General features: G+C 66.1%; 23 protein-coding genes and 1 pseudogene. 5 read left to right on the plus strand and 19 right to left on the minus strand.

The genetic code is table 11. The features are described 5' to 3' along the window. Positions 1 to 2 precede the first annotated feature (2 nt). The 6 genes from ACVWZM_RS23675 to mepA form a co-directional block, all read right to left on the minus strand. Complete coding sequence (locus ACVWZM_RS23675; protein ID WP_456855092.1) at positions 3 to 1,295, minus strand: hypothetical protein; 1,293 nt, start codon at positions 1,293 to 1,295, stop codon at positions 3 to 5. Positions 1,296 to 1,389: 94 nt separating this feature from the next. After that, positions 1,390 to 2,061, minus strand: a complete 672-nt coding sequence (gene modC / locus ACVWZM_RS23680) for a molybdenum ABC transporter ATP-binding protein (protein WP_057019517.1) — start codon at positions 2,059 to 2,061, stop codon at positions 1,390 to 1,392. 103 nt (positions 2,062 to 2,164) lie between these two features. Next, entirely contained in the window at positions 2,165 to 2,860 is a 696-nt protein-coding gene (modB, locus tag ACVWZM_RS23685) for a molybdate ABC transporter permease subunit (protein ID WP_092122814.1), read from the minus strand. A gap of 2 nt (positions 2,861 to 2,862) precedes the next feature. Next, on the minus strand, positions 2,863 to 3,648 hold the full coding sequence (gene modA, locus ACVWZM_RS23690; protein WP_456856763.1) for a molybdate ABC transporter substrate-binding protein: 786 nt from the start codon (positions 3,646 to 3,648) through the stop codon (positions 2,863 to 2,865). A gap of 205 nt (positions 3,649 to 3,853) precedes the next feature. After that, the gene (locus ACVWZM_RS23695) at positions 3,854 to 4,363 is read right to left on the minus strand and encodes a hypothetical protein (protein ID WP_168858345.1); all 510 of its coding nucleotides are present in this window, start codon (positions 4,361 to 4,363) and stop codon (positions 3,854 to 3,856) included. 131 nt (positions 4,364 to 4,494) lie between these two features. Continuing rightward, positions 4,495 to 5,457: a penicillin-insensitive murein endopeptidase gene (mepA, locus tag ACVWZM_RS23700; protein WP_456855093.1), complete on the minus strand. Its 963-nt coding sequence runs from the start codon at positions 5,455 to 5,457 to the stop codon at positions 4,495 to 4,497. Positions 5,458 to 5,652: 195 nt separating this feature from the next. On the opposite strand from mepA, the gene ACVWZM_RS23705 reads away from it, so the two are divergent. Both ACVWZM_RS23705 and ACVWZM_RS23710 read left to right on the plus strand, forming a co-directional pair. After that, positions 5,653 to 6,090 (plus strand): L,D-transpeptidase, encoded by a 438-nt coding sequence (locus ACVWZM_RS23705; protein WP_225163662.1) that lies wholly within the window; start codon positions 5,653 to 5,655, stop codon positions 6,088 to 6,090. Between the two features lie 353 nt (positions 6,091 to 6,443). Next, a pseudogene (locus ACVWZM_RS23710) lies at positions 6,444 to 8,646 on the plus strand (putative bifunctional diguanylate cyclase/phosphodiesterase). Positions 8,647 to 8,864: 218 nt separating this feature from the next. On the opposite strand, the gene ACVWZM_RS23715 reads toward ACVWZM_RS23710, so the two are convergent. The 3 genes from ACVWZM_RS23715 to ACVWZM_RS23725 are packed head-to-tail and all read right to left on the minus strand — an operon-like array spanning position 8,865 to position 10,746. Then, positions 8,865 to 9,311: a DUF1801 domain-containing protein gene (locus ACVWZM_RS23715; RefSeq protein ID WP_057019512.1), complete on the minus strand. Its 447-nt coding sequence runs from the start codon at positions 9,309 to 9,311 to the stop codon at positions 8,865 to 8,867. Positions 9,312 to 9,346: 35 nt separating this feature from the next. Next, positions 9,347 to 10,129, minus strand: coding sequence for a sulfite exporter TauE/SafE family protein (locus ACVWZM_RS23720; RefSeq protein WP_456855095.1), 783 nt, complete (start codon positions 10,127 to 10,129; stop codon positions 9,347 to 9,349). Between the two features lie 11 nt (positions 10,130 to 10,140). Beyond that, entirely contained in the window at positions 10,141 to 10,746 is a 606-nt protein-coding gene (locus ACVWZM_RS23725; protein ID WP_229189690.1) for a TetR/AcrR family transcriptional regulator, read from the minus strand. Positions 10,747 to 10,854: 108 nt separating this feature from the next. On the opposite strand from ACVWZM_RS23725, the gene ACVWZM_RS23730 reads away from it, so the two are divergent. After that, positions 10,855 to 11,748 (plus strand): sterol desaturase family protein, encoded by an 894-nt coding sequence (locus ACVWZM_RS23730; protein WP_456855096.1) that lies wholly within the window; start codon positions 10,855 to 10,857, stop codon positions 11,746 to 11,748. Positions 11,749 to 11,769: 21 nt separating this feature from the next. On the opposite strand, the gene ACVWZM_RS23735 is transcribed toward ACVWZM_RS23730, so the two are convergent. From ACVWZM_RS23735 to lepA, 6 genes are all read right to left on the minus strand, one after another. Further along, on the minus strand, positions 11,770 to 13,737 hold the full coding sequence (locus tag ACVWZM_RS23735; RefSeq protein WP_253588679.1) for a methyl-accepting chemotaxis protein: 1,968 nt from the start codon (positions 13,735 to 13,737) through the stop codon (positions 11,770 to 11,772). Between the two features lie 179 nt (positions 13,738 to 13,916). After that, positions 13,917 to 14,834, minus strand: a complete 918-nt coding sequence (locus ACVWZM_RS23740; protein WP_456855097.1) for an NADP-dependent oxidoreductase — start codon at positions 14,832 to 14,834, stop codon at positions 13,917 to 13,919. 466 nt (positions 14,835 to 15,300) lie between these two features. Next, positions 15,301 to 16,473 (minus strand): acyl-CoA dehydrogenase family protein, encoded by a 1,173-nt coding sequence (locus tag ACVWZM_RS23745; RefSeq protein WP_076831139.1) that lies wholly within the window; start codon positions 16,471 to 16,473, stop codon positions 15,301 to 15,303. A 166-nt stretch (positions 16,474 to 16,639) separates the two neighbouring features. Beyond that, the gene (locus ACVWZM_RS23750) at positions 16,640 to 17,866 is read right to left on the minus strand and encodes an MFS transporter (RefSeq protein ID WP_456855099.1); all 1,227 of its coding nucleotides are present in this window, start codon (positions 17,864 to 17,866) and stop codon (positions 16,640 to 16,642) included. Positions 17,867 to 18,119: 253 nt separating this feature from the next. Further along, on the minus strand, positions 18,120 to 18,449 hold the full coding sequence (locus tag ACVWZM_RS23755; protein WP_456855100.1) for a hypothetical protein: 330 nt from the start codon (positions 18,447 to 18,449) through the stop codon (positions 18,120 to 18,122). A 100-nt stretch (positions 18,450 to 18,549) separates the two neighbouring features. Continuing rightward, positions 18,550 to 20,361 (minus strand): translation elongation factor 4, encoded by a 1,812-nt coding sequence (lepA, locus tag ACVWZM_RS23760; protein ID WP_057019506.1) that lies wholly within the window; start codon positions 20,359 to 20,361, stop codon positions 18,550 to 18,552. Positions 20,362 to 20,599: 238 nt separating this feature from the next. Between lepA and ACVWZM_RS23765 the strand changes: the two genes are divergently transcribed. Continuing rightward, entirely contained in the window at positions 20,600 to 20,812 is a 213-nt protein-coding gene (locus ACVWZM_RS23765) for a M15 family metallopeptidase (RefSeq protein WP_456855101.1), read from the plus strand. A gap of 109 nt (positions 20,813 to 20,921) precedes the next feature. Beyond that, positions 20,922 to 22,535, plus strand: coding sequence for a glycosyltransferase family 39 protein (locus ACVWZM_RS23770; RefSeq protein ID WP_057019504.1), 1,614 nt, complete (start codon positions 20,922 to 20,924; stop codon positions 22,533 to 22,535). 187 nt (positions 22,536 to 22,722) lie between these two features. Here the strand turns inward: ACVWZM_RS23770 and ACVWZM_RS23775 are convergent, their stop codons facing one another. The 4 genes from ACVWZM_RS23775 to ACVWZM_RS23790 all read right to left on the minus strand — a co-directional run bounded on the left by ACVWZM_RS23775 (position 22,723) and on the right by ACVWZM_RS23790 (position 25,907). After that, positions 22,723 to 23,049, minus strand: a complete 327-nt coding sequence (locus tag ACVWZM_RS23775; protein WP_028335869.1) for an HPr family phosphocarrier protein — start codon at positions 23,047 to 23,049, stop codon at positions 22,723 to 22,725. Further along, the gene (locus ACVWZM_RS23780; RefSeq protein WP_021076632.1) at positions 23,046 to 23,447 is read right to left on the minus strand and encodes a PTS sugar transporter subunit IIA; all 402 of its coding nucleotides are present in this window, start codon (positions 23,445 to 23,447) and stop codon (positions 23,046 to 23,048) included. The genes ACVWZM_RS23775 and ACVWZM_RS23780 overlap by 4 nt, the downstream gene beginning before the upstream one ends. Before the next feature lie 214 nt (positions 23,448 to 23,661). Further along, positions 23,662 to 24,102, minus strand: a complete 441-nt coding sequence (locus tag ACVWZM_RS23785; protein WP_456855102.1) for an HPr kinase/phosphorylase — start codon at positions 24,100 to 24,102, stop codon at positions 23,662 to 23,664. Further along, positions 24,099 to 25,907, minus strand: a complete 1,809-nt coding sequence (locus ACVWZM_RS23790) for a sensor histidine kinase (protein WP_057019534.1) — start codon at positions 25,905 to 25,907, stop codon at positions 24,099 to 24,101. The genes ACVWZM_RS23785 and ACVWZM_RS23790 overlap by 4 nt, the downstream gene beginning before the upstream one ends. Positions 25,908 to 25,964 lie beyond the last annotated feature (57 nt).

Genomic DNA, 25,964 nt, shown 5'->3' on the forward strand with positions numbered 1-25,964 from the left:
CGTTACGTCTTGCGCAGGAAGCTCGAATCCGGCGCGAACTTCCTGATCATGTCGGATAGCCCGTCGTCGGCCGGCGGACCGGATGGGCCCTTGGACGCCGCGTCCGGCTTGGTCTCGCCCTTGATTTTCTGGCCGGAAATCTCGGCCAGCGCCGCGAGCAGCGTCTCGTCGAGATTGTCGGCCGCTGTCTTCGCAGGTGGTGTCGTCGCAGCTGGCGTCGTGGCGGGCGCAGCGGGAGCCGGCGGAGGTGGCGTCGGTGGAGTGGGCGCGACTGCACGGATTTCGGGCTCGCGCCGCGCCGGCGGCGCTGACTCCGGTGCCGGCTTGGACGCATCCTTGAACGCATCCTTGGGGGCGTCCGCCCGCCGGGCGGCAGCCTCGCTGACGGCGGCGATCAACGATGCTTCGAGAGCGGCGGGCGTGTCGGCCGGCATGGGCGGCGGTGTAGCCGGCATCGGCGGCGGTGTGACCGGCACCGGCGGCGGCCCGGCGGGCTTCGCGTCCCGGGTGGCGCGACCGAACAGCGGTTCCCGCTGGCTCGCCGCCTGCGGTCGGCTGTCGGTGGCCTTGCCCGGCTCCCTTCCGGGCTCCTTGGCAGGCTTGAAGAGACCCGCGCGTTCGGCGGCCATCTTGGCGGAAGCCTCCTCGACCGTGGCGAGCAGGGACGCTTCGAGCGCGTTTGCGCGATTGCTTGGCGAAGCCGCCGGCTTGGCGGCAGGGATGATCACCGGCTTTGGCTGCGGCGGGGGCGGCAGCGGCGGCGGCCGAGATGCTTCGACTGGTGCGGGCGGCGGCGGGATCGGCTGACCGTCCCCGGCGCGCGCGATGATGCCGTCGACAATCGCCGCCAGGCGGCCCTTGTCGGGGGCGGCCAGATAGCTCGCTGCCAGCTCGTCGACATATTGCGGGCCGTAATCGGCGAGCACATTGGCGATCTGGGCGAGATCAGGATCGCTGTCGACAAGCCGGCGCCAGGCCTCGCGGTCGTAAGTCTCCCGGCCGTAGGCTGCGTCCCCCTTCTTGTCGGGCCAGGCCACCCGGCGCGACTGACGCTGCCCGGTATCCTGGCCTGCGATCGGATCGAGGGTCGGCGGCTGCAGCCCGTCGCTGAGGCGCGGCGGGGTAAATCCCGAGGCGCCGGCCGGCACGGCGGCATCGGCCGGACGCCGGCGCCGCTCGTCGACCTGCAGCGCGATCAGGCCGACGCCCATCAGCAGGAAGCCGAGCGCGGCCCACGAAATCGTGGCGCACAGCAGCCCGCCGATCAGCAGCAACACCCAGCCAGTCAGTCGCACAAATACACCCTTCCCTATGCCCGATCGGACGTCCCGACGCGGGCCTGGCAGACAAGATAGGCTATCTTATGCCGACTTTCGGAAAAACGGCCAGCTAGGCGCCCGCCGTCAGCACCTTGACACCGCCGAACGCGGTCACCTGGCCGCCGCGCAGCATCACGATCTGGGTGGCGAGCTGGCGCAGCTCGGCCGCGTCGTGGCTGACATAGACCATCGGGATGCCGGCTTCGTCGCGCAGCCGCACCAGATAGGGCAGGATCTCGAGCTTGCGGCTTTCGTCGAGCGCCCCCAGCGGCTCGTCGAGCAGCAGCAGCCGCGGCTTGGACAGCAGCGCCCGGCCGAGCGCGACGCGCTGGCGCTCGCCGCCGGAGAGCTTTCCGGGACGGCGGTCGAGCAGGGCGCCGATGTCGAGCAGGTCGACGACGCGCCGGTGTTGGGCGGGATCTTCGGTGAGGCCGTTCATGCGGCGGCCGTAGTCGAGGTTCTGGCGGACATCGAGATGCGGAAACAGCCGCGCGTCCTGGAACACGTAACCGATGCGGCGGCGCCAGCTCGGGACGTGGATGCCGGTCGCGGTATCGTCGACGGTCTCGCCGTCGATCACGATGGTGCCGCGGTCGGGACGCAACAGTCCCGCGATGGTGTTGATCAGCGAGGTCTTGCCGGAGCCGGACGCGCCGAACAGACCGGTGACGCGGCCCTCGCTGGTGAACGAGGCTGCAAGCGAGAACTCGCCGAGCTGCTTGGTGATGTCGACGCGCAGCATGGCTAAAGCGCGATGAGATTGAGTTGAATCGTCATCGCGCTTTAGCTCCTTGTTTGAGCATGGCCTCTTCGGAAAACCGCTTCACACTTTTCCGGATCATGCTCTATTGCCCATGCAGGCGCGCGGTGGCGCGACGCGCGAACACTTCAGCCGCGACCAGTGCGCCGACCGCGAGCACGATCGAGATGATCACGAGCCGCGCCGCGGCGGTGTCGCCATCCGGCGTTTGGATCAGCGAATAGATCGCCGACGAAATGGTCTGGGTCTCGCCGGGAATGTTGGAGACGAAGGTGATGGTCGCGCCGAACTCGCCGATCGCCTTGGCAAAACCGAGTACCATGCCGGCCAGCACGCCGGGCAGCGCCAGCGGCAGCGTCACGGTTGCGAACACCCGCCACGGCGCGGCGCCGAGCGTCTCGGCCGCCTGCTCGAGGCGGCGGTCGACCGCTTCGATCGAGAGACGGATCGGCCGCACCAGGAGCGGAAACGACATCACGCCGCAGGCGAGCGCCGCGCCGGTCCAGCGGAATGCGAACACGATGCCGAGATGGTCGGCCAGCCAGCCGCCGACCAGGCCGCGCTTGCCGAAGGTCAACAGCAGCAAATAGCCGGTGACGACGGGCGGCAGCACCAGCGGCAGATGCACGGCGGCATCGAGCAGCGACTTGCCCCAGAAATCGCGCCGCGCCAGCAGCCAGGCGAGCGCTACCCCGAACGGGGTCGCCACCAGTGTTGCGATGACGGCGACCCGCAGCGACAGCAGGATCGCCGTCCATTCGGTCGGCGAGATCTCAAACACGCTTAGATCGTCGGGCTGATCAGGAACTTGAAGCCGTATTTCTCGAGGATCGTCTTCGCCGCGGACGAGCGCAGGAAGGCCAGGTACTCGGCGGTCTCCGGTTTCGCGGTCGTGGTTGCTGCGACCGGATAGATGATGGCCGGATGGGTGTCGGCCGGGAAGGTGCCGACGATCTTGACGCCTGGCTCGACCTTGGCGTCGGTCGAATAGACGATGCCGAGCACGGCTTCGCCGCGCGCCACCAGCGTCAGCGCGGCGCGCACGCTCTCGGCCATCGCGAATTTCGGCTCCGCCGCCTGCCAGGCGCCGAGCTTCTCCAGCGCGGCCCTGGCGTATTTGCCGACCGGCACCGCCTTGACGTCGCCGGTCGCGATCCTGCCGTCGCCGGCGAGCTTGGCGAGATCGAAGCCGGGTCCGATGTTGACGTTGTCGAGCTTGGAATCCTTCGGCGCGATCAGCACGATCGAGTTGCCGAGCAGGTTCACCCGCGTCTGCTCATTGATGTTCTTCTGCTTGATCGCATAGTCCATCCAGTCGGTGTCGGCGGAGACGAACACGTCGGCTGGCGCGCCCTGCTCGATCTGTTTTGCCAATGCCGAACTCGCGGCATAGCTGGCGCTGATCTTGACGCCGCTCGTGGCGGTATAGGCCGCGTCGATGTCGTCGAGCGCGTTCTTCATCGAGGCGGCGGCAAAGATGGTGAGCGTCTTGTCCTCGGCGCTCGCGGGCGAATGCATCGCACCGAGCAGGATGACGAAGGCGGTGAAAAGTCCGGCAAGCCTTGAAATTGAAAGTCGTGACATGGAAAGCGCTCCGTGCGGGTTCACGCGCGAACGGGCGCGCAAATCAGGCGTTGAGTGGGGTCTGGCCTGCGACGGACGGAAGCGCTGTTCCGCTGGTCCCCGATGGACTTACGGTCCTCAGGGATATCGCGCTGCAAACATAGCAGGCTGAGGCTTACGGTAAAGGCGACCGTTTGTCTAACCGCTCGTCCTATTCGTCCGCCGGCTGGATCGCGATCGATAGCGAGTTCTCTTTTGAGCCGCTGACCTGCAGCACGAAGGGACTGGCGGCGAGGTCATATTTCACGGTCTTGCGGATACCGTCGCAATCGGTCGCGCCGCTGAACGCCTTTGGCTTCAGGAAATGCCCGTCCTGCACTAGGTCGACCCAGGCTCCGGCCGACAGGCTGACGGTATAGAGCCCGGCCTTCGGCGCGGCCTTGAAGCTGGTGAAGCCGGCGAAGGTGCCCTCCTTCGGCGCGCGCTCCGGCGGAGTCGGCAATTTGGCGTCGCCGGGGGCCACCAGCGCCAGCGTGATCGCGGTCGCCGGCAGCGCCGTCTGCTCGCTCCCTGATACGACCTTGGCGCGATCGGACGCGGTCAGCGCGGCGCGTGCGCGCTCGATCGACCATTTGAACTTGTCACAGCCGCTCGGCTCCTCCGCCGCGAAAGCGGAGGTCGAGACGAGTACGAGCGATGCGGCGAGGAGCGATTTGCGCATGTCTGGTCCATTCATGATGACGGATAGAATAGATCAGCCGCCCCGATCCATCGCCCGAACGCGCTTACGGCGCGACGGCACGAGATCATATCGCAGTTCGAGCCGGCCGGCATAGCCGCCTGACAAAGATGTTATTGCCCTGGCAGCTGCTGTTTGGCGTCGGGGGCGTTCAGCACCGTCCTGCAGTCAGCCGGCATCTGCGCAAGCGTCATCGGCGGGCGGGGTTTCGGCGGCTTCGGCGGAGGCTTCGGATGCAGCACCGAATCCTTGAACCAGAAGGCGAGATCGGACGGCTTGCAGCCTTCGCCCTCCGCCTGCGCCTTCTGGCTCTCGCAGGCCGGGCTGCCGGACGGACATCGCATGCGAATGTGGAAGTGGTAGTCGTGGCCCCACCACGGCCGGATCTTCGACAGCCAGCCGCGATCGCCCGTGGCCTCGCGGCACAGCGCCTTCTTGATCGCGGGATTGACGAAGATGCGCTGCACCGCCGGCTCCCGCGCCGCGTCGCGGATAACGAGTACGTGGCCCGGCGTGAAGACGCGCGGATCGATGTCGAGCCGGTCGTCGCGCACCATCATCACCGCCGACATCTCCTCGCGGTCCTCGCGCGACAATTTGCGATCGGGCATCGGCGTCAGCCAGATGTCGGCGTCGAGTCCGATCTGGTGGCTGGCATGACCGGAGAGCGCGGGGCCGCCGCGCGGCTGGCCGATATCGCCGACCAGGATGCCCGGCCAGCCGGCATCCTTGTGTGCGTTGGCCGCCAGCCGCTTCAGCAGCGCGATCATGTTCGGGTGACCCCAGTAGCGGTTGCGCGACAGGCGCATCACCTGCCAGGTGTCGCCGTTGAGCGGCATCTGCGCGGCGCCGGCGAGACAACCCTTGGTGTAGCCGCCGATCGACCGGGTCGGCAACGCCGCCGGCAGCACCTTGCGCGCGAACAGCTGCTTCGCCCCGATCTTTGGATCATTGGGGTTGGCGAGCGGCGGCAGCGGCTGTGGATTGAGCGAGCCCCTGTCCTGCGCCCGCGCGGAGATGGTGCAGGCGACGAGGGCTAAGATCAGGAGTGGGAACAAACGCAGGCGGGGTGTCATTCGGATCACTCTGTCGGCGCAAGGCTAGCATGGATTCGGAGCAGGCGGACCGCGCTTTCATCCCATTCGCTTGATCGCCCACAGGGTGGATTAAGATTACCTGCGGCTTCCAGGCTCCGATGTGAGCCACGCCACTTTACAAGCGCACGTTGTGGGCGACATCATGTCCGCAATAATTTCAGGGTAGGCGTTATTGTGACGAGCGTATCGTGCGTACGGCTGGCGTTTGCCGCCGCGATTGCCGCGCCGATTTTGGCGCTCTCGCCGGCGCGGGCCGACGTCGTCGTTCACATCGATAAATCATCGCAGCGCATGGCGGTCAGCGTCGATGGCGCGAGACGCTACAACTGGCCGGTGTCGACCGGCCGCCGCGGCTATGGCACGCCGAGTGGGGTGTTCCGTCCGCAGATGCTGGCGCGCCGCTGGTACTCGAAGAAGTACTATAACTCGCCGATGCCGCACTCGATCTTCTTCCACCGCGGCTTTGCCATCCATGGAACATACGAACTCACGCGCCTTGGCGGGCCGGCCTCGCATGGCTGCGTGCGCCTGCATCCCTCGCACGCCGCAATGCTCTATGGGCTGGTCGAGCGCAACGGCCGAGGCGGCACGCGCATCGAAATCACCAACTAAGGTATGATCCGGCAAAATCCGAAGGCTGAGGCGCACCGCGCTTTAACCGCGCGATAACCCTGCCGCACGCTGACGAACATTGATGCGCTTGAAGCGTCTTCGGCGCATTCATTGTGCAATCGCGCGCCGGTTTACGCTTCCTTCACCAAGCGCCGGCGCTTCCACGCTGCGAATCTGTGCCGTGCGCCGCCGGCGCGCCGGGAGCAAACTCGCGCCCGGCGTGAATTCGCCTGCAAAGCAGGCATGCAAGGGTTTCTCAGGCAGCGCAGCTACTCGCCAAGAGATACCAATTTTTCAGAGACTTATCGCAGATATATCGCCGAACTGGAATGCGCGTGGGGCGTGCGATACCGATGATGCGGCCGAAGAAAAAGACCAAGAAACCGAACCAGGCCAAACTGTCCCGTCCTCGGGGCCGTCGTCCCACACCGATGCCGAAAGTGTCGGGCAGATCGCGCCGCCCCGCGGTCGAGATCGGCGAACTGGTGCGCCAGCGCGCGCAGGCCGAAGCCGCGATCGCCGAGGCGCGCAAATCCAACGCGCGGCTGCGTGAGGCGATCGACATCCTGCCGCAGGGCATCGTGTTCCTGGATCCGGAAGGCCGCTACACACTCTGGAACAAGAAATACTCGGAAATCTACAAGCGCAGCTCCGACCTGTTCGAGCACGGTGCGCGCCTCGAAGACACCATCCGCATCGGCGTCGCGCGCGGCGACTATCCCGAGGCTGCCGGCCGCGAGGAAGAGTGGATCGCCGAACGGCTCAGGAAGATGTACCAGCCCGGCGAGCGGCACGAGCAGGTGCTGGCCGACGGCCGCGTGGTGTTGATCGAGGAGCGGCTGACCGCAGATGGCGGCATCGTCGGCCTGCGCGTCGACATCACCGAACTGAAGCAGCGCGAGGCGTCGTTCCGCCTGCTGTTCGACGGCAATCCGGTGCCGATGATCCTGTGCGCGCTCGACGGCGAGCGGATCCTCGCGGTCAACGACGCCGCGATCGCGCATTACGGCTATGTCCGCGCCGAATTCGAGCGGATGACGATCAGGAGCCTGCAGGCGTTCGATGCCGAGCTGCCTTGGGCGGCAGGCCGCAGCAGCGACGAGCAGGCGGCGCGGACCTGGAAGCATGTACGCGCCGACGGTACGCTGATCGACCTTGCGATCTATTCGCGCCAGCTGATGCATGGCGACCAGCCGGCGATGCTGCTCGCGCTGATGGACATCACGGAACGCAAGCGCGCCGAGGCGCGGCTCGCCTTCATGGCCCAGCACGACAGCCTGACCGGCCTGCCCAACCGCAATCTGCTGCGCCAGCAGATGGACGAGATGCTGCAGCACACCCGCCGCTCCACCGACAAGGTCGCGGTGCTGATGCTGGGTCTCGACAATTTCAAGGCGGTCAACGAAACGCTCGGCCACGGCATCGGCGACAAGCTGCTGCGCGCGGTCGCCAAGCGCCTGCGTTCGACGCTGCGCGAGGAAGATGCGCTGGCCCGTCTCAACTCCGATGAGTTCACCATCGTGCAGGGCGGCGTGATGCGGCCCGAGGACGCGGTGTTACTGGCGCGGCGGATTTTGGACGCGATCGGCGAGCCCTATCTGCTCGAGGGGCACTCGGTGGTGATCGGCGCCAGCATCGGGATCGCGATGTCGCCCGGCGACGGCGAGGATTCCGAAAAGCTCCTGAAGAGCGCCGACATGGCCTTGTCGCGCGCCAAGAGCGAATTCCGCGGCACCTTCTCCTTCTTCGAGGCGGAGATGGACGCGCGTGCCCAGAGCCGCCGCAAGATCGAGATCGACCTACGCGATGCGATCCAGAACGAAGGCCTGCGGCCCTATTACCAGCCGCTGGTCGATCTTGCGACCGGGCACATCACCGGCTTCGAGGCGCTGGTGCGCTGGCCGCATCCCGGAGCGCGGCATGATCTCGCCGGGCGAGTTCATCCCGGTGGCCGAGGAGACCGGGCTGATCAATCCGCTGGGCGCGCTGATGCTGCATCGCGCCTGCATGGACGCGGCGCAATGGCCGGATGACGTGCGCGTCGCGGTCAATCTGTCGCCGCTGCAATTCCGTACCGGCAATCTGCTGGCGCTGGTCACCGACGCGCTGCGGCAATCCGGCCTGCCGGCGCGGCGGCTCGAGCTCGAGATCACCGAGACGCTGCTGCTTGAGAAGAGCAGCCAGGTGCTGGCGACGCTGCATGCGCTCCGCGCGCTCGGGGTTCGGATGTCGATGGACGATTTCGGCACCGGCTATTCGAGCCTCAGCTATCTGCGCAGCTTCCCGTTCGACAAGATCAAGATCGACCAGTCGTTCGTGCGCGACCTCGGTGCGAACCCGGACGCGCAGGCGATCGTGCGCTCGATCGTCAGCCTCGGCATCGGGCTCGGCGTCACCATCACCGCCGAGGGCGTCGAGACCGAAGCGGAGTTGAGCCGCCTGCGCGCCGAAGGCTGCCACGAGGGCCAGGGCTTTCTGTTCAGCCGCGCGCGGCCGAACGCCGAGGTCATCAGCCTGCTGAAGGCGCAGCGCGTCGCGACGGCGCTGGTGGCGTAGTGGAGCCTAGAGGCAGAGATGTTACCTCGATCGAGCGTCGGGCTCCCCTTACCTCGCCCCGCGTGCGGGGAGAGGTCGGAACGCATCGTTAGATGCGTTCCGGGTGAGGGGATTCTCCGCGAACGCAGCTATTACCGAATGTGCGGAGACGGCCCCTCACCCCAACCCTCTCCCCGTAAGAACGGGGAGAGGGAGCGTACCGCCGTCGCCTTCACGCCCTACGATTCTTTCTTGTTGAGATGATAAGTCAGCGCCAGCGCCACGCAGTGGCGCAGCGCGGGCTCCGGCAGCTTGCCCGCGACATCGAGCAGGATGGCGCGGTTGCCGCTGTAGCTGAGCTCGGGATAGAGTTCGCGGAAGGTCTCGACCAGATTGGTCTGGCAGTGGAAGTAGACCGCGACCTGGTCGGCAGCCGGCTTCACCTGATCAATCCGGACCGTGCTGCCGCTGCCGGTCTCCGGCGTGAGGTAGCTCGGCTGGCCCCACTTCAATGTCTCTTCCAGCGCGCCGACGCCCTTGGTTGCCTTCGCGGTCTCGAAGATCAGCCGCCGCAGCGCCAGCAGCTTGGCTCTGACCGGGGCAGGGTACGTGTCGAACAGCGCAGCTGCCGGTTTGGCGTGCGGCCGTCGCGCCGCCTTGCTGGTCGATGCTGCCGGCTTGCGCATAATGGGCTCCGTGAGGAGGACGTACCTATATCTATCTACCACAGCGCCTTGAAGGTCATATAGACCGCCATCAGCGAGACGAAGACGATCATCGCGCTGCGTAACCGCGCGCGGTCGATGCGGTTGGCGGCGCGGGCGCCGAGATCGGTGCCGGCCAGCAGGCCGACGATCACGCCCGCCAGCACCGGCCAGGACGCCAGCGAGCCCTCGCTCCAATAGATCCAAGCCGAGGGGATCGTGGTCGGGATCAGCGACATCACGAGGCTGGCCATCTGCGCCTGATGCTGCGGCACCCCGAGCACGGCGCTTAAGCCCACCACGGTCGCCAGTCCGCCGCCGATGCCGAGAAAGCCCGACGACAGGCCCGCCAGCAGCCCGACAATGAGCAGCGCCGGCCAGGATATTTCGCGCGCGGTGACTTTGTCGTCGTGCTTCGCCTCGTCGCGTCCGCCGCGCAGGATCAGCATCGCGTCGAGCACGACGAGATAGGCCATATAGGTCCAGCGCAGCGCGGGCTCGGCGACATGGTTGGCGGCGAGTGCGCCGGCCGCGCCGCCGGCGACAAAGCCGACTGTCAGCAGCGCGATCCAGCGCAATGGCGTGCGGTTGCCGCTCTGCCAATAGCGCCGGATCCCGGTGAGGTTGGTCGGCGGCACCTGCGCGACCAGCGAGATGCCTTGCGCGACATGTTGGCCGGCGCCGAGCAGTAGCACCGAGAACACGACCAGTCCGCCGCCGGGGCTGACGCCGAGCAGCCCGGCGGTCAGACCGCCGGCGAGGCCCGTGCCGATGCCGGCGAGGAGGTCGTGGACGATCACCGCATCCCCCGTCAGCGCCTGGCGGCAAGGCCGGCAAGGAAGATGTCGAAGGCGTGCATCGCTTCCGCGGTCGAGACGGTTTCGCCCCACAGCCGTTGCAGCACGATGCCCTGAAACATCGCGACCATTGCCCGCGCCGCGCCGCGCGGCTGCACGCCGCGGTCGATCGCGCCGCTCTTCTGGCCGCGCCGCAGCAGGTCCACGATCAGGGCGATCGGCTGGCGGATTCCGCTCAGCACCTGGTCGCGGACCACGTCGTCGCGCAGCGCCTCCGCCCAGAGCTGCAACGCGACGCGGCGGGCACGCAGGCCTTCTTCCTTCTGCAGGTCGCCGAGAAAGCCGCGGGCGATCGACCGCAGGCTCTGCAACACATCGTCCGATGGATCCTTGAGCGCCAGCAGCGCGCTGTCGCGGCCATGGCGGCTTTCGCCGATCGCCTGGATCAGCTCCTCCTTGCCCGTGAAATGCCCGTAGATGCAGCCGGCGCTGAGCCCGGACTGCTTGATCACGTCCTGGATCGTAGTCTGGTGAAATCCCTGGCGGGCAAAGCAGATCTCCGCGGCCTGCAGAATCTCCTCGCGACGGATCGCGAGCGTCTCGGGTTTCACCTTCGGCATAGTCGGGTCCTTGTCAGGTCGCGGCCGGCCGATGCGGCGGGCTTGACGATCATTCGTTGCCATTATAAAGAACGAATATTCGTTTTGTAAAGAGGGGAGGCTGACGGCATGATCGGCTTTGCAAAGCTTCTGTGGCATCCGGGCGCGGCTGAGATGGCTCATGTCGAGCTGCCGTCGACCGGCGCGCGGATCGCGTTCCTGCTCGCGTCGTTCGCGATCGTGCTGCTGTTCGAGGCCGCGTTTCCGCTGTTCAGCTACGGCCGCAGCGACCGGATGCGCAATATCGGCCGCAACGCCGCCATCACCGTGATCTTCGTCGGCGTGAACCTTTTGCTCAGCCCGCTGTCGCCGCTGGCCGCGCAATGGACGCTGGATGCGAAATTCGGCCTGTCGCACTGGCTCGGCCTGTCACCCCTGAACCAGCTCCTGCTCGGCATCATCGGGCTCGACCTGTTTGCCTATTTCGCCCACGTCTCCATGCACAAGCTCGGCTGGATGTGGCGCTTCCATCGCATGCACCATGCCGATCGCTTCGTCGACGTCACCACGACGTTCCGCGAGCATCCCGTCGGCTGGCACATCGCCGGCGTCTTCGTGTTCGGAACGCCGGCCTGGGTGCTGGTTACCTATCTGACGCTGTCGGCGCTGAACGCCCAATTCGAGCACGCCAATATCCGCCTGCCCGAGCGGCTCGACCGCTGGCTGCGGCTCGTCTTCGTGACGCCGAACATGCACAAGATGCATCATTCGCGTCATCAGCCGGAGACCGACAGCAATTATTCGAACCTGCTCTCGATCTGGGACCGGCTCGGCGGCACCTATAATCGTGGTCCACGCTTCGCGGAGCTGCGCTATGGCCTCGACGGCTTCGATGATCCCGAGAAGCAGTCGCTGCGCGGCCTGCTGCAGATGCCGTTCATGCGCGATTGGGGGCGGGTCGACGCTCGGCCGGACGACAAGTCCGACCGGTCCGCTCCGCCGCCCGTGCTGCCCTGGCCATGACTTGAAGCCCGGCGCCGCCGCTCAGGCGGCGTTGCGCAGTCCGGCGAGGAAGGTGTCGACGCTGTGCGACAGCGCAGCGGCGTGATCGCCGAGCTGGCCGGACGTATCCAGCACATTGCCGGTGAGGGCGCGGGATTGGCTGGCGGCCTCGCTCGCGCCCGCGATATTGGCGGAGACCTCGACGGTCCCGGTGGACGCCTGCTGCACGCTGCGGGCGATCTCCCGCGTCGCCGAGTCCTGCTGCTCGACGGCGGCTGCGATCGCGGTGGCGATACCCGAGATCTCGCGGATGGTGCCGCTGATGTCGCCGATCGCGCTGACGCAGTTGCCGGTGGCGGACTGGATCGCGCCGACCTGGCCGGCGATCTCCTCGGTCGCCTTCGCGGTCTGGCTCGCCAGGTCCTTCACCTCGGCGGCGACCACGGCAAAGCCGCGACCGGCCTCGCCGGCGCGCGCGGCCTCGATGGTGGCGTTGAGGGCCAGCAGATTGGTCTGGCTCGCGATCGCGCTGATCAGGCGCAGCACGTCGCCGATCTTCTCTGCCGATGCGGCGAGGCTCGTCACCATCTCGGTGGTCTCCATGGCCTTGGTCACGGCGCTGTCGGCGACGCGGCTGGAATGGGTGACCTGGCGGCCGATCTCGGTGATCGAGGACGCCAGCTCCTCGGTTGCGGCTGCGACCGCATTGACGCTGGCGGATGCTTCCTCGGACGCGGCGGCTGCCGCCGAGGTCCGTTCGGAGGCGCCGTTGACGCTGGCGGTGATCTCGCCCGCGACGCGCTGCATGTCGCCCGAGGACCGCGCGACGGCGGCGACCATGCCCTTGACGTCGGCTTCGAAACGATCGGCCATCTGCCGCTGCAAGGCCTGCTTGTCGGCCTCCGCCTTCACCTTGTCGGCCTCCTGCGCCTCGCGCAGCGAGGAGGTTTCGACCATGCTGCGGCGGAACACGTCGACCGCCTTCGCCATCGTGCCGAGCTCGTCGCGGCGCTCGCTGCCGGGTATCGTGACGCTGGTGTCGCCGCTGGACAGGCGGTTCATGACCGCGGTGATCGCGGTGAGCGGCCGCGACAGGCCGCGGCCGAGCAGGAACGCGAGCAGCACGGCGGCGGCCATGATCGCGACCACGCCAAGGATCAGATTGCGCTGCGCGCTTGCCGCGGCGGCTTCATAGTCGCTGGTGTCCTTGACGATCTCGAGCACGGCGACGGGCTCGCCGGCGTAGTTCTTGATCTGGCCGAGATAGAGCTCCACCGCATGGCCGTCGAGAACAGCGTCGCGCAGCAGGGCCGCACCGTTCATGACCCGCTTGAGCTCGTCCTGGGTCGCGACCACGGTATCGCCGAAGGTCGAGGACAGCCGCTTGAAGCTCTGGCCGTCGAACGAATGCACCGCAAGGTCGATGCCGAAGCGCTTTTTGGCGCGGTCGACGAATTCCTTGCCGAAGGCGGCGCCGACGTCGACATTGGCCAGCGTCTTGCCGTCGCGCATGATCGGGGTCATGCCGAAGATCGAAAGCGCTTCGCGGCCGGGCTCGACGCCGACGATCGGCTTGCCGGTCCTGTTCGATTCCACCACCGTGGTGCGCCGCGTCGAGGCGTCGTCGCCGAAAGTCTTCGGCGCATGGACCCGGTAGAAGCTGGTCGCCGGGGGCTGCCAGAACGAGATCAGCGGGATGCCCTGCGCCTTCATCGACGCCCAGGAGGCGCCGAGCAGCTTTCCGAGGCCGTCGCGGTCGCCCTTGGCGATGGCGTCCTCGACCGGCGGCAAGGCGGCGATGACCGCCGAGACCGCGAGCGCCGCGCGCCCCTCGTAGTCGATCGCTGCAATCACGCTGTCATATTGCAGCTTGAGCTGCTGATCGAGCGCGAGCCGCGTCAGCGCCCGCTGCTGGCTGATGGAGAAGCCGCCGAGGATGGCGCAGGCGACTGCGACAGTCAGCGAAATCGCCAGAATCAGGCGGGCGGCAATCGATCGAAGCGTGAACATGGGACCAGCGAAACTCCAGGCATTAGCGCCGCCCGCAAAGTCTCAGAAAAAGCTTAACAACCGGATGTTGCGCCGCCGGTATTCGTGCCGCGACCATGGCCGCCGGTGCTACTTTCGTACTGTTCAACGTCTGGCCGGACAGGGCCGGCCGGCTGCGCGCATCAATAGGCATGTGTCACTCAGGGGCGAACGCGGATGATCGTACTCCCTTTGCGTCGACCGGTCGGATTCAAGGCAGCGACGGCCTCGTCGAGAGTCGAGACGTTGCCGATGTTTGTCCGCAGGCGTCCGTCCCGCACCCGCCGGACGATCTCACTCAGTTGGGAACGATCGGACTCGACGACGAAGTCGACCGCCAGGCCGTCGGAAGGTCGCGCCTCGGCCGGCCCAACGACCGTCACCAGCGTTCCTCCGCCTCGAATCAGTTTTGCCGACCGCTTCTGGATTTCACCGCCAATGACGTCGAACACCAGATCGACTTTGCCGACGTCCTCAAGGGCGTCGTTGCCGAGATCGACGAACTCCTGCGCGCCGAAGCCGAGCACAGTCTGACGGTCGGCGGACCGCCCGGAGCCGATCACATACGCGCCGGCCTCTCGCGCGAGTTGCGTCACCATCGACCCGACCGCGCCGGCCGCGCCGTGTGCGAGGACACTCTGCCCCGCCTGGAGGCGGCCGTGCTGAAATAGTCCTTGCCATGCCGTCAGGCCCGAGACCGGAAGGCTTGCGCCCATTGTGAAGTCGACGTCGCCCGGTAGCGGCGCGAGGTTGCGCGCCTCGATCGCCACATACTCGGCCAGCGTGCCGTCGCGATACCAGTCCGCTAGACCGAACACCCGCTGTCCCACCGATAGCCCTGTAGTGCCATATCCGAGAGCGGTGACCACTCCGGCCAGCTCGTGCCCCGGGATCGACGGTGTTCGGTCACGATCGAGGCGATCGGTCCAGGTCGAGGGCCACGCCAGCTCAGTCGGGACAAATCTCGACGCATAAACCTGAACGACGACGTCGTTTATCGCTGCCTGCGGCTCGGGCCGGTCCACCAGCTTCATCCCGGCCGTTCCCGCGGCTTGGTCCGTTACAACGATGGCCTTCATGGGAATACTCCTTGTCTCTTGGTGGAACTGCTGCAGAGCGCGCGGACGCGCCGACTAACCAAGAACTGCCAAGGCAGTTCGGTTGCTTAGTACGAACGAATAGATGCGCTGCGCCTGCTCATAAAACAGCACCAAGATTGCGAATTTTGGCTGTACCAAGCGCGACGGCTGCCCTCTGCGAGCTCAATGCGTTACCGCACCGCTGAAAAATCCGGGCAGTCGACAGAATCCATTTTGCACAGTCGGGGACAGAATTCAGATTGCGAGGGCCGCCAGTCGTCATGCCCACTGTTGGGCCCAAAACCGACATGCCATGATTACCCGGCGATGTCGTGTTTTAGGGAGCAGAGCCGACACAGCGGACTTATGAGTCAACGCCCTGATGCAATCTGACTTGATCGCGCTTCAGTTCCTGTTCAAGTATGATCTTTTCGGAAAACCGCTTCGCACTTTTCCGGATCATGCTTTAGCGCGCGGTCGGCGGAGCGCCGAGATTGCCTGCCAAAATCGCCTTGCCGGCGTCCTCGTACTGGGTGTCGCGGGCCTGGATCTGCTGCGCGATTGCGTGCATGTCGCGAAACCGTCGCTCGAACGGATTCTTGGCGAACACCGCCGTTGCCCCCGACATGTGATAGGCGATGTCGACCACTGCGGCCGACTGGTGGATGGTCCAGGTCGAGGCGATGCGGATCGCGACGCGATGTGCCTCGGTGATCGGGTCGCCGCGGACGAGATCGTTCCAGACCTCGTGGGCCGTCGCGTACAGATAGGCGCGCGCGGCGCGCAGGCTGGCCTCGGTGCGCCCGATCTGGCCCTGCACGGCATTGTTGTCGCGCATCGCCTTGAGGCCTTGCGGGGTCTTGCCGCGGGCAAGCTCGGTCGCCGCGTCCAGCATGGCGCGCGCGACGCCGAGCGAGGTGGCGGCAAAGCCCATGCTGAACACCATGTTGGTGGAGAGCTTGTAGAGCGGCCCCGGCTCGCGGCACGCGGCGGGATCGTCGCGCAGCGCGGCGAACTGCTCCGGAATGAAGAGGTTGTCGACCGAGTAGGAATCGGTGCCGGTGCCTTTCAGACCGATCACGTCCCAGACGTCATACATTGTCGCTGACGACATCGGGAACAGGATGGTGCGGATCTCCGGCGAACCGTCGGCCTTCTTGCGCGGTGAGCCGTCGTCCTCGACGACGCGGACATGGGCGCCGAGCCAACTCGCCTGCCGCGAGCCCGAGGCAAAATCCCAGCGCGCGCTGGCGCGATAGCCGCCGGGCTCGGCGCGCACCTCATGGGCGATAGCGCCCCAGGCGAGGATGCCGGGCGTGGTGTTGAAGATCTCGTTAGCTGCGTCGGGTTCGAGATAGGCCGCGGTCATGGCGCAGACGCTGCACTGGCCGAGGCACCAGGCGGTCGATGCATCGGCCTTGGCGATCTCCTCCTGCATCTGCATGAAGGCGTCCAGTGTCGCCTCGGCGCCGCCAAAACGCTTCGGCAGCAGCGCGCGATACAGCCCGTTCTCGACCAGTGCCGCGGTGACCGATGGCGTCAGTCGCCGTGTCCGTTCGATCTCGTCGGCTTCACTCGTGATCAGCGGCGCCAGCGCGCGCGCCCGCTCGACAAGGTCGAATCCCTGCGGCTTGTTCATGCGTGTCCTCGGCGCCTTCTGTCATTCTTGTTAGGCAGGCCGGACGATGGTGGCTCATCCGGCAGGAGAGGGCAAGGGAAGGCAAGGCAAGGCGGGACGGCGCCGATGCAGATCAGCTATCCATCCGTTGTGCCGGTGCGCGCGAGTGTGACGAATGCAGCCGCGCTCAGGCGGCGGCGCGGCCGAGATCGAGCGACGGCTGGCGCTTGGTCGAGAAACTCAGCGCCACGGCGACCGCGGCGAGGCCGATCGCAAAGGAACCGGCGTGCAGCCACGTATAGCCGTGGAACGTGTCGAACACGTAACCGCCGGCCCACGGCCCGAGCGCCATGCCGAGGCTCGCGAAGGCCGACACCGCGCCGAACACCGTGCCCATGATGCGCGCGCCGAAGAACTCGCGCACCAGCACGGCGTAGAGCGGCATCACCCCGCCATAGGCGAGCCCGAACACGACAGACAGCGCGTAGAACTCGCCGAGCTGCGCCACCGCGAGATAGGTCGCGATCGACAGCGCCTGCACCAGGAGGCCGCCGACCAGGACCGGCTTGGCGCCGAGCCGGTCGGCGAGCACGCCGAGCAGCAGCCGGCCGCCGAGCCCGGAGAAGCCGGCGAGGCTGTAGACTGTGACCGCGGTGAGCGGCGCGATGCCGCACACCATGGCGTAGGACACCATGTGGAAGATCGGTCCCGAATGCGCCGCGCAGCAGGCGAAATGCGCCAGTGCCAGCGTGATGAATTGCGGCGTGCGCAGCGCCTGCGCCGCGGTCCATTCGGTTTGCGGCACGTTCGCGGCGGTCGGGATTGCGACGTCCGTTCCCTGCGGCGCCGGGCGCACCAGGAACGATGCGGGGATCAGCAACGCCCATGCGGCGATGCCGATGACGAGCATCGCAAAGCGCCAGTCATAGGCCGTGATCAGCCAGCTTGCCGACGGCGCGACGGTCAGCGGCGATACGCCCATGCCGGCCGACACCAGCGCGACGGCGAGGCTGCGATGCTTGTCGATCCAGGCGCTGGCGAGCGCCATCATCGGCGCATAGAAGCTGCCGGCCGCGATCCCGATCAGCACGCCGAAGCAGAGCTGGAATTGCCACAGGCTCTGCGCCTGGCTCGCCGTCACTAAGCCAAGCCCGAGCAGCAGGCTGCCCGCCAGCACCACGATGCGGGTACCGAAGCGGTCGGACAGCGCGCCCCAGGCGAACGCCGCAAAACCCATGCAGAGGAAATCCAGCGTCGCCGCCGCCGAGATGCCGGCGCGCGACCAGCCCATCGCATCCGAGATCGGCTGCAGGAACACCGCGAGCGACAGCATGGTGCCGAAGCCGACGCAGGTCATCAGCGCGCCCGCGCCGACGACGACCCAGCCATAATCCAACCGAGCGGCCTTGCTCATGCGTTTCCCCGGCGCTGTTGTTTGTTGTGGTGCGCGCAGGGAGGATGCTGGCCTATCTGAGGTCCAGGGGCAACATGACGGGCAACATGCCTCTCATTCCGGGATCAGCGGATTGGGCGTTGCATGCGCAAGATGTCGCAGCGACGCGCAGCTAGAGCCTTTTCCGTTCCGATAGAATCGGAACGGGGCTCTAGATTCTTGCTTTGACGCGTTTTCTTCACGCGAACCGGGAGCCACTTCGCTCGAAAACGCTCTAGCCGCACTGCCAGGCGCGCCCGATCGGCGTCCAGGTCCAGCACGGGCCAAAACTGCCGCCATTGTAGCGGCCGCGGTAGAATCCGGGGCGGCCGAAATAGTACCAATCCCCGCCATACCAATATTGCGGCGAATAGTCCGGGTAGCCGCGGGCGGCGCCGCGCGGGCCGAACACCGGAATGGTTTGGTTCGGCGGCTGCCGGTAGCCGGGCAGGAAGCCATAGCCGTGCCAGCGGGTGCCGTGCCGCGTCTTCGAGGAGGCGGCGGAGCTCAGGTCCGGCTGCAGCAGTGCGAGGATGACGATAAGGAGGAACAGGATGCGCAACATGATCGCAGTCTAGTCGGAGCGCGATGCAGTGGCGATTCAAATCATGGTGCGTTTTGTTGCTGGGACAAGAATGGGCAACAGTCGCGCCGGTAGCGCCGCCTCAGCTGTCCACCTTGAGCGCGGCGATGAAGGCTTCCTGCGGGATGTCGACCTTGCCGAACTGCCGCATCTTCTTCTTGCCTTCCTTCTGCTTCTCCAGAAGCTTGCGCTTGCGCGTGATGTCGCCGCCGTAGCACTTCGCGGTGACGTCCTTGCGCAGCGCGCGGACGGTTTCGCGCGCGATCACCTTGCCGCCGATCGCCGCCTGGATCGGGATCTGGAACATGTGCGGTGGAATCAGCTCCTTCATCTTCTCGACCATGGCGCGGCCGCGGCCCTCGGCGCGGGTGCGATGCACCAGCATCGACAGCGCGTCGACCGGCTCGGCGTTGACCAGGATCTGCATCTTGACCAGATCGGCCGGCTTGTAGTCGGTCAGATGATAGTCGAACGAGGCGTAGCCCTTGGAGACCGACTTCAGGCGATCGTAGAAGTCGAACACCACTTCGTTGAGCGGCAGGTCGTATTTCACCATCGCGCGGGAGCCGACATAAGTGAGCTCCTTCTGCGAGCCGCGGCGGTCCTGGCACAGCTTCAAGACGCTGCCGAGATATTCGTCGGGCGTGAGGATCGTCGCCTCGATCCACGGCTCCTCGATCTCGGCGATCTTGACCACGTCGGGCATGTCGACCGGGTTGTGGATCTCGAGCTCGGTGCCGTCGGTCAGCTTCATCTTGTAGATCACGCTCGGCGCGGTCGCGATCAGATTGAGGTCGAATTCGCGCGACAGCCGCTCCTGGATGATTTCCAGATGCAGCAGGCCGAGGAAACCGCAGCGGAAGCCGAAGCCGAGCGCGGCGGAGGTTTCCATCTCGTAGGAGAAGCTTGCGTCGTTGAGCCGCAGCTTGCCCATCGCCGCGCGGAGCGTTTCGAAGTCGTTGGCGTCGACCGGAAACAAGCCGCAGAACACGACCGGAATCGCCGGCTTGAAGCCCGGCAGCATCTCGCTGATCGGCTTCTTGTCATCGGTGATGGTGTCGCCGACGCGGGTGTCGGCAACTTCCTTGATCGCCGCGGTGATGAAGCCGATCTCGCCGGGGCCGAGCTCCTCGACCTGCTCCATCTTCGGCGTGAAGAAGCCGACGCGTTCGATATCGTAGGCCGCGCCGGTGCCCATCATGCGGATGCGGCTCCCCTTCTTCATCACGCCGTCGACGACGCGGATCAAGACGACCACGCCGAGATAGACGTCGTACCAGCTGTCGACCAGCAACGCCTTCAGGGTCGCGTCGCGGTCGCCCTTCGGCGGCGGCAGGCGGGTGACGATCGCTTCCAGCACGTCAGGCACGCCGACGCCGGTCTTGGCCGAGATCATCACGGCGTCGGACGCATCGATGCCGATCACGTCCTCGATCTGCTGCTTGACCTTCTCGGGCTCGGCCGCGGGCAGGTCGACCTTGTTCAGGACCGGCACGATCTCGTGATTGTTGTCGAGCGCCTGATAGACATTGGCGAGCGTCTGCGCCTCGACGCCCTGGCTGGCGTCAACCACGAGCAGGGAACCCTCGCAGGCCGCCAGCGACCGCGAGACCTCGTAGGCGAAGTCGACATGGCCGGGCGTGTCCATCAGGTTGAAGATGTAATCCTTGCCGTCCTTGGCGCGGTAGTTCAGCCGGACGGTCTGCGCCTTGATGGTGATGCCGCGCTCGCGCTCGATATCCATCGAATCGAGCACCTGCTCCTTGCCCGCCATTTCACGATCCGACAGGCCGCCCGTCATCTGGATCAGGCGGTCGGCAAGGGTCGATTTGCCATGGTCGATATGGGCGACGATGGAGAAGTTGCGGATGTTCGAAATCGGGGCAGTTGTCATGGGCGCGGGATAGCATCCGCACCCCCGCGCGGGCAACCAAATTGCGGTATTTTGCAGCGGTGTGACGACGAATCACGGCGCCGTTTCCGGCTGGGTTGCCGTGACCGATTCCCGGGCATGTTCCTGCCAGGTTCGGCGGCCCGAAAATCGTCTTTCGCGTCGCCGACACCGGGCGGATGAGCATGCACGGCTACGCCGCCCCCATCGACCTCAACCTGAAAGTTCGGGATGACCGGCTGTGGGCCGGCAAAGGCAAGACCATCCCCTGCAACAACTGGATGCCGCGCGAGATCGTCGACATCTTCGAGCGCACGGCTTCATCTGGGGCGGCAAATGGTGTCACTACGATACCATGCATTTCGAGCACCGGCCGGACTTCCCCGAAAGTGAATCCGCTGGCTGGAGGCGTTCTCACGCCAAGCTGATTTCACTGGCCACAAAAACGCGCTAAAGCGCGCTGAAATGCGGATGAGCACTCATCGCGCTTCCGCTTTCATTCGGGCATGATCCTTCCGGGAAACCGCTTTCCACTTTTCCGGGGCATGCCTCAGGCACAGGCCATGTCGACCGCCTCCACGCTCCCCGCCGCCCGGCGCACCAAACGCAAGCTGACGATCCGGCGGATTGCCGCCTGGATCGCCTCGCGCGCCACCGATCCCAGGACCAGCCTGTGGTTCGTGATCGGCTTCGCGCTGGTTCATGCGGTGCTGTGGACGCTGATCCTGGTCAAGCTCAAGGCCGCACAGGACATCCATATGGATGTTGCGGAAGCCTATGCCTGGGGCCAGCGCTTCCTGCTCGGCTATGGCAAGCACCCGCCGCTGTCGGGCTGGATCGCCGGGGTCTGGTTCAGGATTTTTCCGGTCACCAACTGGTCGACCTATGCGCTTGCGATGACGACGGTCAGCTTCGCGCTGGTGGTGTGCTGGCTGATCGCGCTGCGTGTCGTCGATCGCCGCCGCGCGTTCTTCATGGTGGTGATGCTCGCGCTCTACCCGATCTTCAATTTCAAGGGCTTCAAATACAACGCCGATCTCGCGCAACTGGTGCCGTTGCCGCTGCTGGTGCTGGCCTATCTGAACGCATTCGAGAAGCGCAGCTTCAAGTCGGGTCTCTGGCTCGGCTTTGCCGGCATGCTGGCGCTGATGACCAAGTACTGGGTGGTGACGATGATCGGCGCCGTCGGGCTGGCCGCGCTGATCCATCCGCAACGGACGCAATTCCTGCGCTCGCCGGCGCCATGGGTTGCGATCGGCACGATGGCGGTGGCGATGATCCCGCACCTGGTGTGGCTGGAGGAGGTGGACTTCGTGCCGTTCACCTATGCCGGTGACGTCTACGCGCTGTCGAGCCGCGCACTCAATGTGCAGCTCGTGATCGGCTATGTCGTGCACAATGTCGGGCTGCTCGCGATTCCCGTCGTGCTGGGCCTGGTGGCGCTGCTGCTGGGCTCGGTGCCGTGGCGGCCGTCGGACGTGCTGGCGCGGGTCTGGTCGCGCGGACCCAATCCCGCCGTCAACCTTCCGCAGGCGCTCAACGTCTGGATCATCCAGCTGATCGTCGCGATCGGGCCGCCGCTCGGCGCGCTGGCGTTCACCGTCTATATCAAGACCGATTGGGGCATCCCGCTGTTCTTCCTGGTGCCGCTTGCGCTGGTCGCGATTCCCTCGCTTCGCTTCCCGCGCATGGCGCTGTTCTCGATCACCGCGATCTGGTTCGTGGCCACGATCGCCACGCTGATCGCCGCGCCCAGCATCGCCACGCAGGAGATCGCGTCCAACCATGTCGGCGGCTCGACCTACGCCGCGCGCTCCGAGCTCGCGCGCGAACTCACCCAGACCTGGCAGGACAGATTCCATTCACGCTGGGCCGTGGTCGTCGCGCGGTCCGATATCGGCGAGCCGATGACGTTCTACAGTCCGGATCATCCGGCGTCGCTGGTGCCGGGCGAAGCCTGGTCGTCGGGGCTGACGTCGCTCGACGAAGCCAAGCGTCTCGGCTTCATCGGCGTCTGCGACACCACCGATCCGGTGTTCCTGAAGCCCTGCGAGGCGTGGATGGCGGAGCACGCCAAGGACGCCGAGCCGCTGGTGATGACCACCATGCGCTTCTTCAACGGCCATCCCGGTCCGTCGACGGTCTGGAAGGTCTATCTGGTGCCGCCGGCGAAGTAGCTTTCGCGCTCCCTCGCCCCGCGCTTGCGGGGTCGAGACGAGCGAAGCTCGCTCTTAGAGGGTTGGGGTGAGGGGCTTTCACCACGATGGCAGTCTATCGATAGACCTGTACCCCTCACCCGGATCGCATCGTTCGATGCGATCCGACCTCTCCCCGCAAGCGGGGCGAGGTAAGAGGTGACGGCCCTTACGTGCCTTCCTCGTTGAACTTGCTGGCGACGAGTTCGGCGATGGCGTCGAGCGCCTGCTGCGCTTCGTCGCCCTTTGCTGAGACCACGACCGTGGTGCCGGGCCCGGCGGCGAGCATCATCAAGCCCATGATCGAGGTGCCGCCGACGGTCTCGGTGCCGCGGGTGACCCAGATCTCGGCGTTGAAGCGCTCGACCAGCTGGACGAACTTGGCCGATGCCCGCGCATGCAGGCCGCGCTTGTTGACGATCAGGAGTTCACGGGAAATGGCGCCCGCTGGCACGCCCGGGCCGACCTGATTTCCGCCCGGGGCCTCGTCGCTCATTTGCCTGCGAGAACGCGGCTGGCGATGGTGACGTATTTGCGGCCGGCTTCCTGGGCCATCGCGATCGCGTCGGGCAGCGAACGCTCCTCGCGAACCTTGGCAAGCTTGACCAGCATGGGAAGGTTGATGCCTGCGAGCACTTCCACCTTCGGGCGGCTCATGCAGGAGATCGCGAGGTTGGACGGCGTGCCGCCAAACATGTCGGTGAGGATCGCAACGCCGTCGCCGCTATCGACGCGGTTCACCGCCTCGATGATGTCGCTTCGACAGAGATCGGAATCGTCCTCGGCCCCGATCGTGATCGCTTCAATTTGTTTCTGCGGACCCATGACGTGTTCGAGCGCCGCTCTGAACTCGTCGGCAAGGCGCCCATGGGTCACCAGCACTAGACCAATCATTGGAAACTCCTCGCGGGCGCCCTTTGGTGCACCGCACGAACGCGCCACTTTGACCATCCAGAGGCCCTACGCAAGAGGGCATCTTGGCTAGTCTCCCGGTTCCTGGCGGTAGAGAGGGGAGGCTGCGCCGGTAAAATCCGACGCGATAGTGGATGTGATATGGTTACCAATTCCCTTCCCACAATTGGCCGCAAGATTACGGGAACATGAACTTTCAGGTTGTCGTCAGCGCGGCGACAACCAGCGGCAGGGGTTGGAAGCCAACGCCGACGGGAATTCGCGGTAACAAAACACCATTAAGGCGAATCGTGAGCGCCTCCGGCGGCGGCAGCCGCTCGGCGTCGTCAGCGGCGAGGTCGACGATCAGCCCCACCACGGCTTCATCTGCGAACGGACAATGGCGGATTCCGAGGCCTCGGATCTCGATCAGACCAGCCAATTGCTGGACCGGACGAACCCACAATTGTTCGCCGGCTGTGTCGAGACGGACACGGTCATCCCCCACCAAAATGGCCGGCGGAAGCGCTCCGGTGCGCCCGGCGAGAATCAGGTCAAGGGCCAGACGCGACTTGCCGGCGCCCGACGGGCCGCGGATCAGCACCGCACGCTCGCCGACCAGAACGGCGGATGCGTGCACGCTTGAATTGTCGCTCATAGTGTCGGCAGCCTGACCACGAAGCGTGCGCCGGCGATGGTGGGCTTGCCGTCTGCGTCCGCAGGGCCAGCGCGGTTCTCGGCCCAGATGCGTCCGCCATGGGCTTCAATGATCTGCTTGGAGATCGCAAGCCCGAGGCCGGAGTTCTGGCCAAACCCTTGGTGCGGCCGGTCGGTGTAGAAGCGCTCGAAGATCCGCTCCAGCGCGTCCTCGCCGATGCCGGGCCCGTCATCGTCGACCACGATCTCGACCTCGCCGCGGTTGCGGCGGCAGACGATGCGCACCTTGTCGCCCGGCTTGGAGAATGATTGCGCGTTCGACAGCAGGTTCGAGATCACCTGGCCGAGCCGTGAATCATGGCCGGGCACAGAGAGCGTATCGGTCGGTCCGCGGCCCTCGAAGCGGGCTTCGACGGCGACGTCGTGGCCGAGCCTGGTCTCGTTGGCGACGCCGGTCAGCGTCGTCAGCAGCCGCCGCAGATCGACCGGCGCCATGTCCTGGCGCTGCAATTCGGCATCGAGCCGGCTGGCGTCGGAGATGTCGGAGATTAGGCGGTCGAGCCGCCTGACGTCATGCTCGATCACGGCGAGCAGCCGCGCGCGGCTGTTGTCGTTGCGCGCCAAAGGCAGCGTCTCGACCGCGGAGCGCAGCGAGGTCAGCGGATTCTTCAGCTCATGGGCGACGTCGGCGGCGAACATCTCGATCGCCTCGATGCGGCTGTACAGCGCGTTGGTCATGTCGCGCAGCGCGCCGGAGAGATGGCCGATCTCGTCGCGGCGCCCGGTGAAGTCGGGAATCTCGACGCGGGTCTGGATGCGGTGGCGGACGCGCTCGGCGCCGTCGGCGAGCCGTCGCACCGGGCCAGCGATCGTGCTCGCCAATAGCAGCGACAGCATGATCATGACGGCGGAGGCGACGCCGCCGATCTTGAGGATGGCGAGGCGCTCGGACATCACCAGCTGGTCGATGTCGTCGCCCTGCGTGGTCAGCATCAATGCACCGCGCACGGCGCGGAAATGCTGCACCGGGACGGCGACCGACACGATGATCGCGCCGCGCTCGGTGACGCGCACGGCGCTGCCCTTCATGCCCTCGAGCGATTGCGCGACTTCGGAATAACCCTTGCCGCCTTCGGGACCGAGTTCGCGATAGATCGGCAGGTCGCCGCGGTTGAGCCAGGTCTTGATGGTGGCCTTGGTCCTTTCATAGAGCGACGGCTTCTCCGACGGCGGCGGCAGCTCCATGCGCAGCACGTCGCCGCGCGCGAACAGATTGCGGCTGTCGAGGATCAGGCCGCCATCGCGGTCGAAGATGCGGGCCCGCGTCTTGGTCGGCGCGATCAGGCGGCGCAGGACCGGCGCGACCCGCTCGGGATTGATCGGGAAATCCGCCGATTCATCCGGCTGGCCATAACTTTCGCCGGGCTTGAGGTCGAGCAGGCGATCGGGGTCGATCGTGACGGTGTTGCCTTCGACGGTGGCCGAGGCCGCGATCGCCTCCGAGATGATCTCGGCATAGACTTGGAGGCTCTGCGTGCGCGCCTCGATCAGGCCAGCGCGGAATTGCGAGAGATAGAGGATGCTGGCGACCAGCGCGACGAGGCCGGCGAGGTTGAGCGAGACGATACGGCGCGTCAGGCTCGAGAACGACAGCGCGAAGAAGAACTGACCGGCGCGGCGCAGCCAGCCGAGCGGACGGCGCCAGCCCTTGTCCTGCGCCACGTCTTCGGCAACGGCGTCCTGATCGAGGAGCTGTGACGCGTCCTCGGTGTTCAGGCCTTGCTCGAGCTGCGTTCGATCAAGCACTGGCAAAGCTGCCGGTTGGTATGGATGTCGTCCCGCGAAGCAATCGTTCGCCCGAGC

The organism is Bradyrhizobium sp. USDA 4501 (genome assembly GCF_054062115.1).

What these genes read in the sequence shown, in the direction of transcription:
- modC (WP_057019517.1), bottom strand. Translation starts at nt 2,061, where the DNA reads ATGCTGCGCGTCGACATCACCAAGCAGCTCGGCGAGTTCTCGCTTGCA.
- ACVWZM_RS23695 (WP_168858345.1), bottom strand. Translation starts at nt 4,363, where the DNA reads ATGCGCAAATCGCTCCTCGCCGCATCGCTCGTACTCGTCTCGACCTCC.
- mepA (WP_456855093.1), bottom strand. Translation starts at nt 5,457, where the DNA reads ATGACACCCCGCCTGCGTTTGTTCCCACTCCTGATCTTAGCCCTCGTC.
- ACVWZM_RS23715 (WP_057019512.1), bottom strand. Translation starts at nt 9,311, where the DNA reads ATGCGCAAGCCGGCAGCATCGACCAGCAAGGCGGCGCGACGGCCGCAC.
- ACVWZM_RS23725 (WP_229189690.1), bottom strand. Translation starts at nt 10,746, where the DNA reads ATGCCGAAGGTGAAACCCGAGACGCTCGCGATCCGTCGCGAGGAGATT.
- ACVWZM_RS23730 (WP_456855096.1), top strand. Translation starts at nt 10,855, where the DNA reads ATGATCGGCTTTGCAAAGCTTCTGTGGCATCCGGGCGCGGCTGAGATG.
- ACVWZM_RS23735 (WP_253588679.1), bottom strand. Translation starts at nt 13,737, where the DNA reads ATGTTCACGCTTCGATCGATTGCCGCCCGCCTGATTCTGGCGATTTCG.
- ACVWZM_RS23740 (WP_456855097.1), bottom strand. Translation starts at nt 14,834, where the DNA reads ATGAAGGCCATCGTTGTAACGGACCAAGCCGCGGGAACGGCCGGGATG.
- ACVWZM_RS23745 (WP_076831139.1), bottom strand. Translation starts at nt 16,473, where the DNA reads ATGAACAAGCCGCAGGGATTCGACCTTGTCGAGCGGGCGCGCGCGCTG.
- ACVWZM_RS23750 (WP_456855099.1), bottom strand. Translation starts at nt 17,866, where the DNA reads ATGAGCAAGGCCGCTCGGTTGGATTATGGCTGGGTCGTCGTCGGCGCG.
- ACVWZM_RS23755 (WP_456855100.1), bottom strand. Translation starts at nt 18,449, where the DNA reads ATGTTGCGCATCCTGTTCCTCCTTATCGTCATCCTCGCACTGCTGCAG.
- lepA (WP_057019506.1), bottom strand. Translation starts at nt 20,361, where the DNA reads ATGACAACTGCCCCGATTTCGAACATCCGCAACTTCTCCATCGTCGCC.
- ACVWZM_RS23770 (WP_057019504.1), top strand. Translation starts at nt 20,922, where the DNA reads ATGTCGACCGCCTCCACGCTCCCCGCCGCCCGGCGCACCAAACGCAAG.
- ACVWZM_RS23775 (WP_028335869.1), bottom strand. Translation starts at nt 23,049, where the DNA reads ATGAGCGACGAGGCCCCGGGCGGAAATCAGGTCGGCCCGGGCGTGCCA.
- ACVWZM_RS23780 (WP_021076632.1), bottom strand. Translation starts at nt 23,447, where the DNA reads ATGATTGGTCTAGTGCTGGTGACCCATGGGCGCCTTGCCGACGAGTTC.
- ACVWZM_RS23785 (WP_456855102.1), bottom strand. Translation starts at nt 24,102, where the DNA reads ATGAGCGACAATTCAAGCGTGCACGCATCCGCCGTTCTGGTCGGCGAG.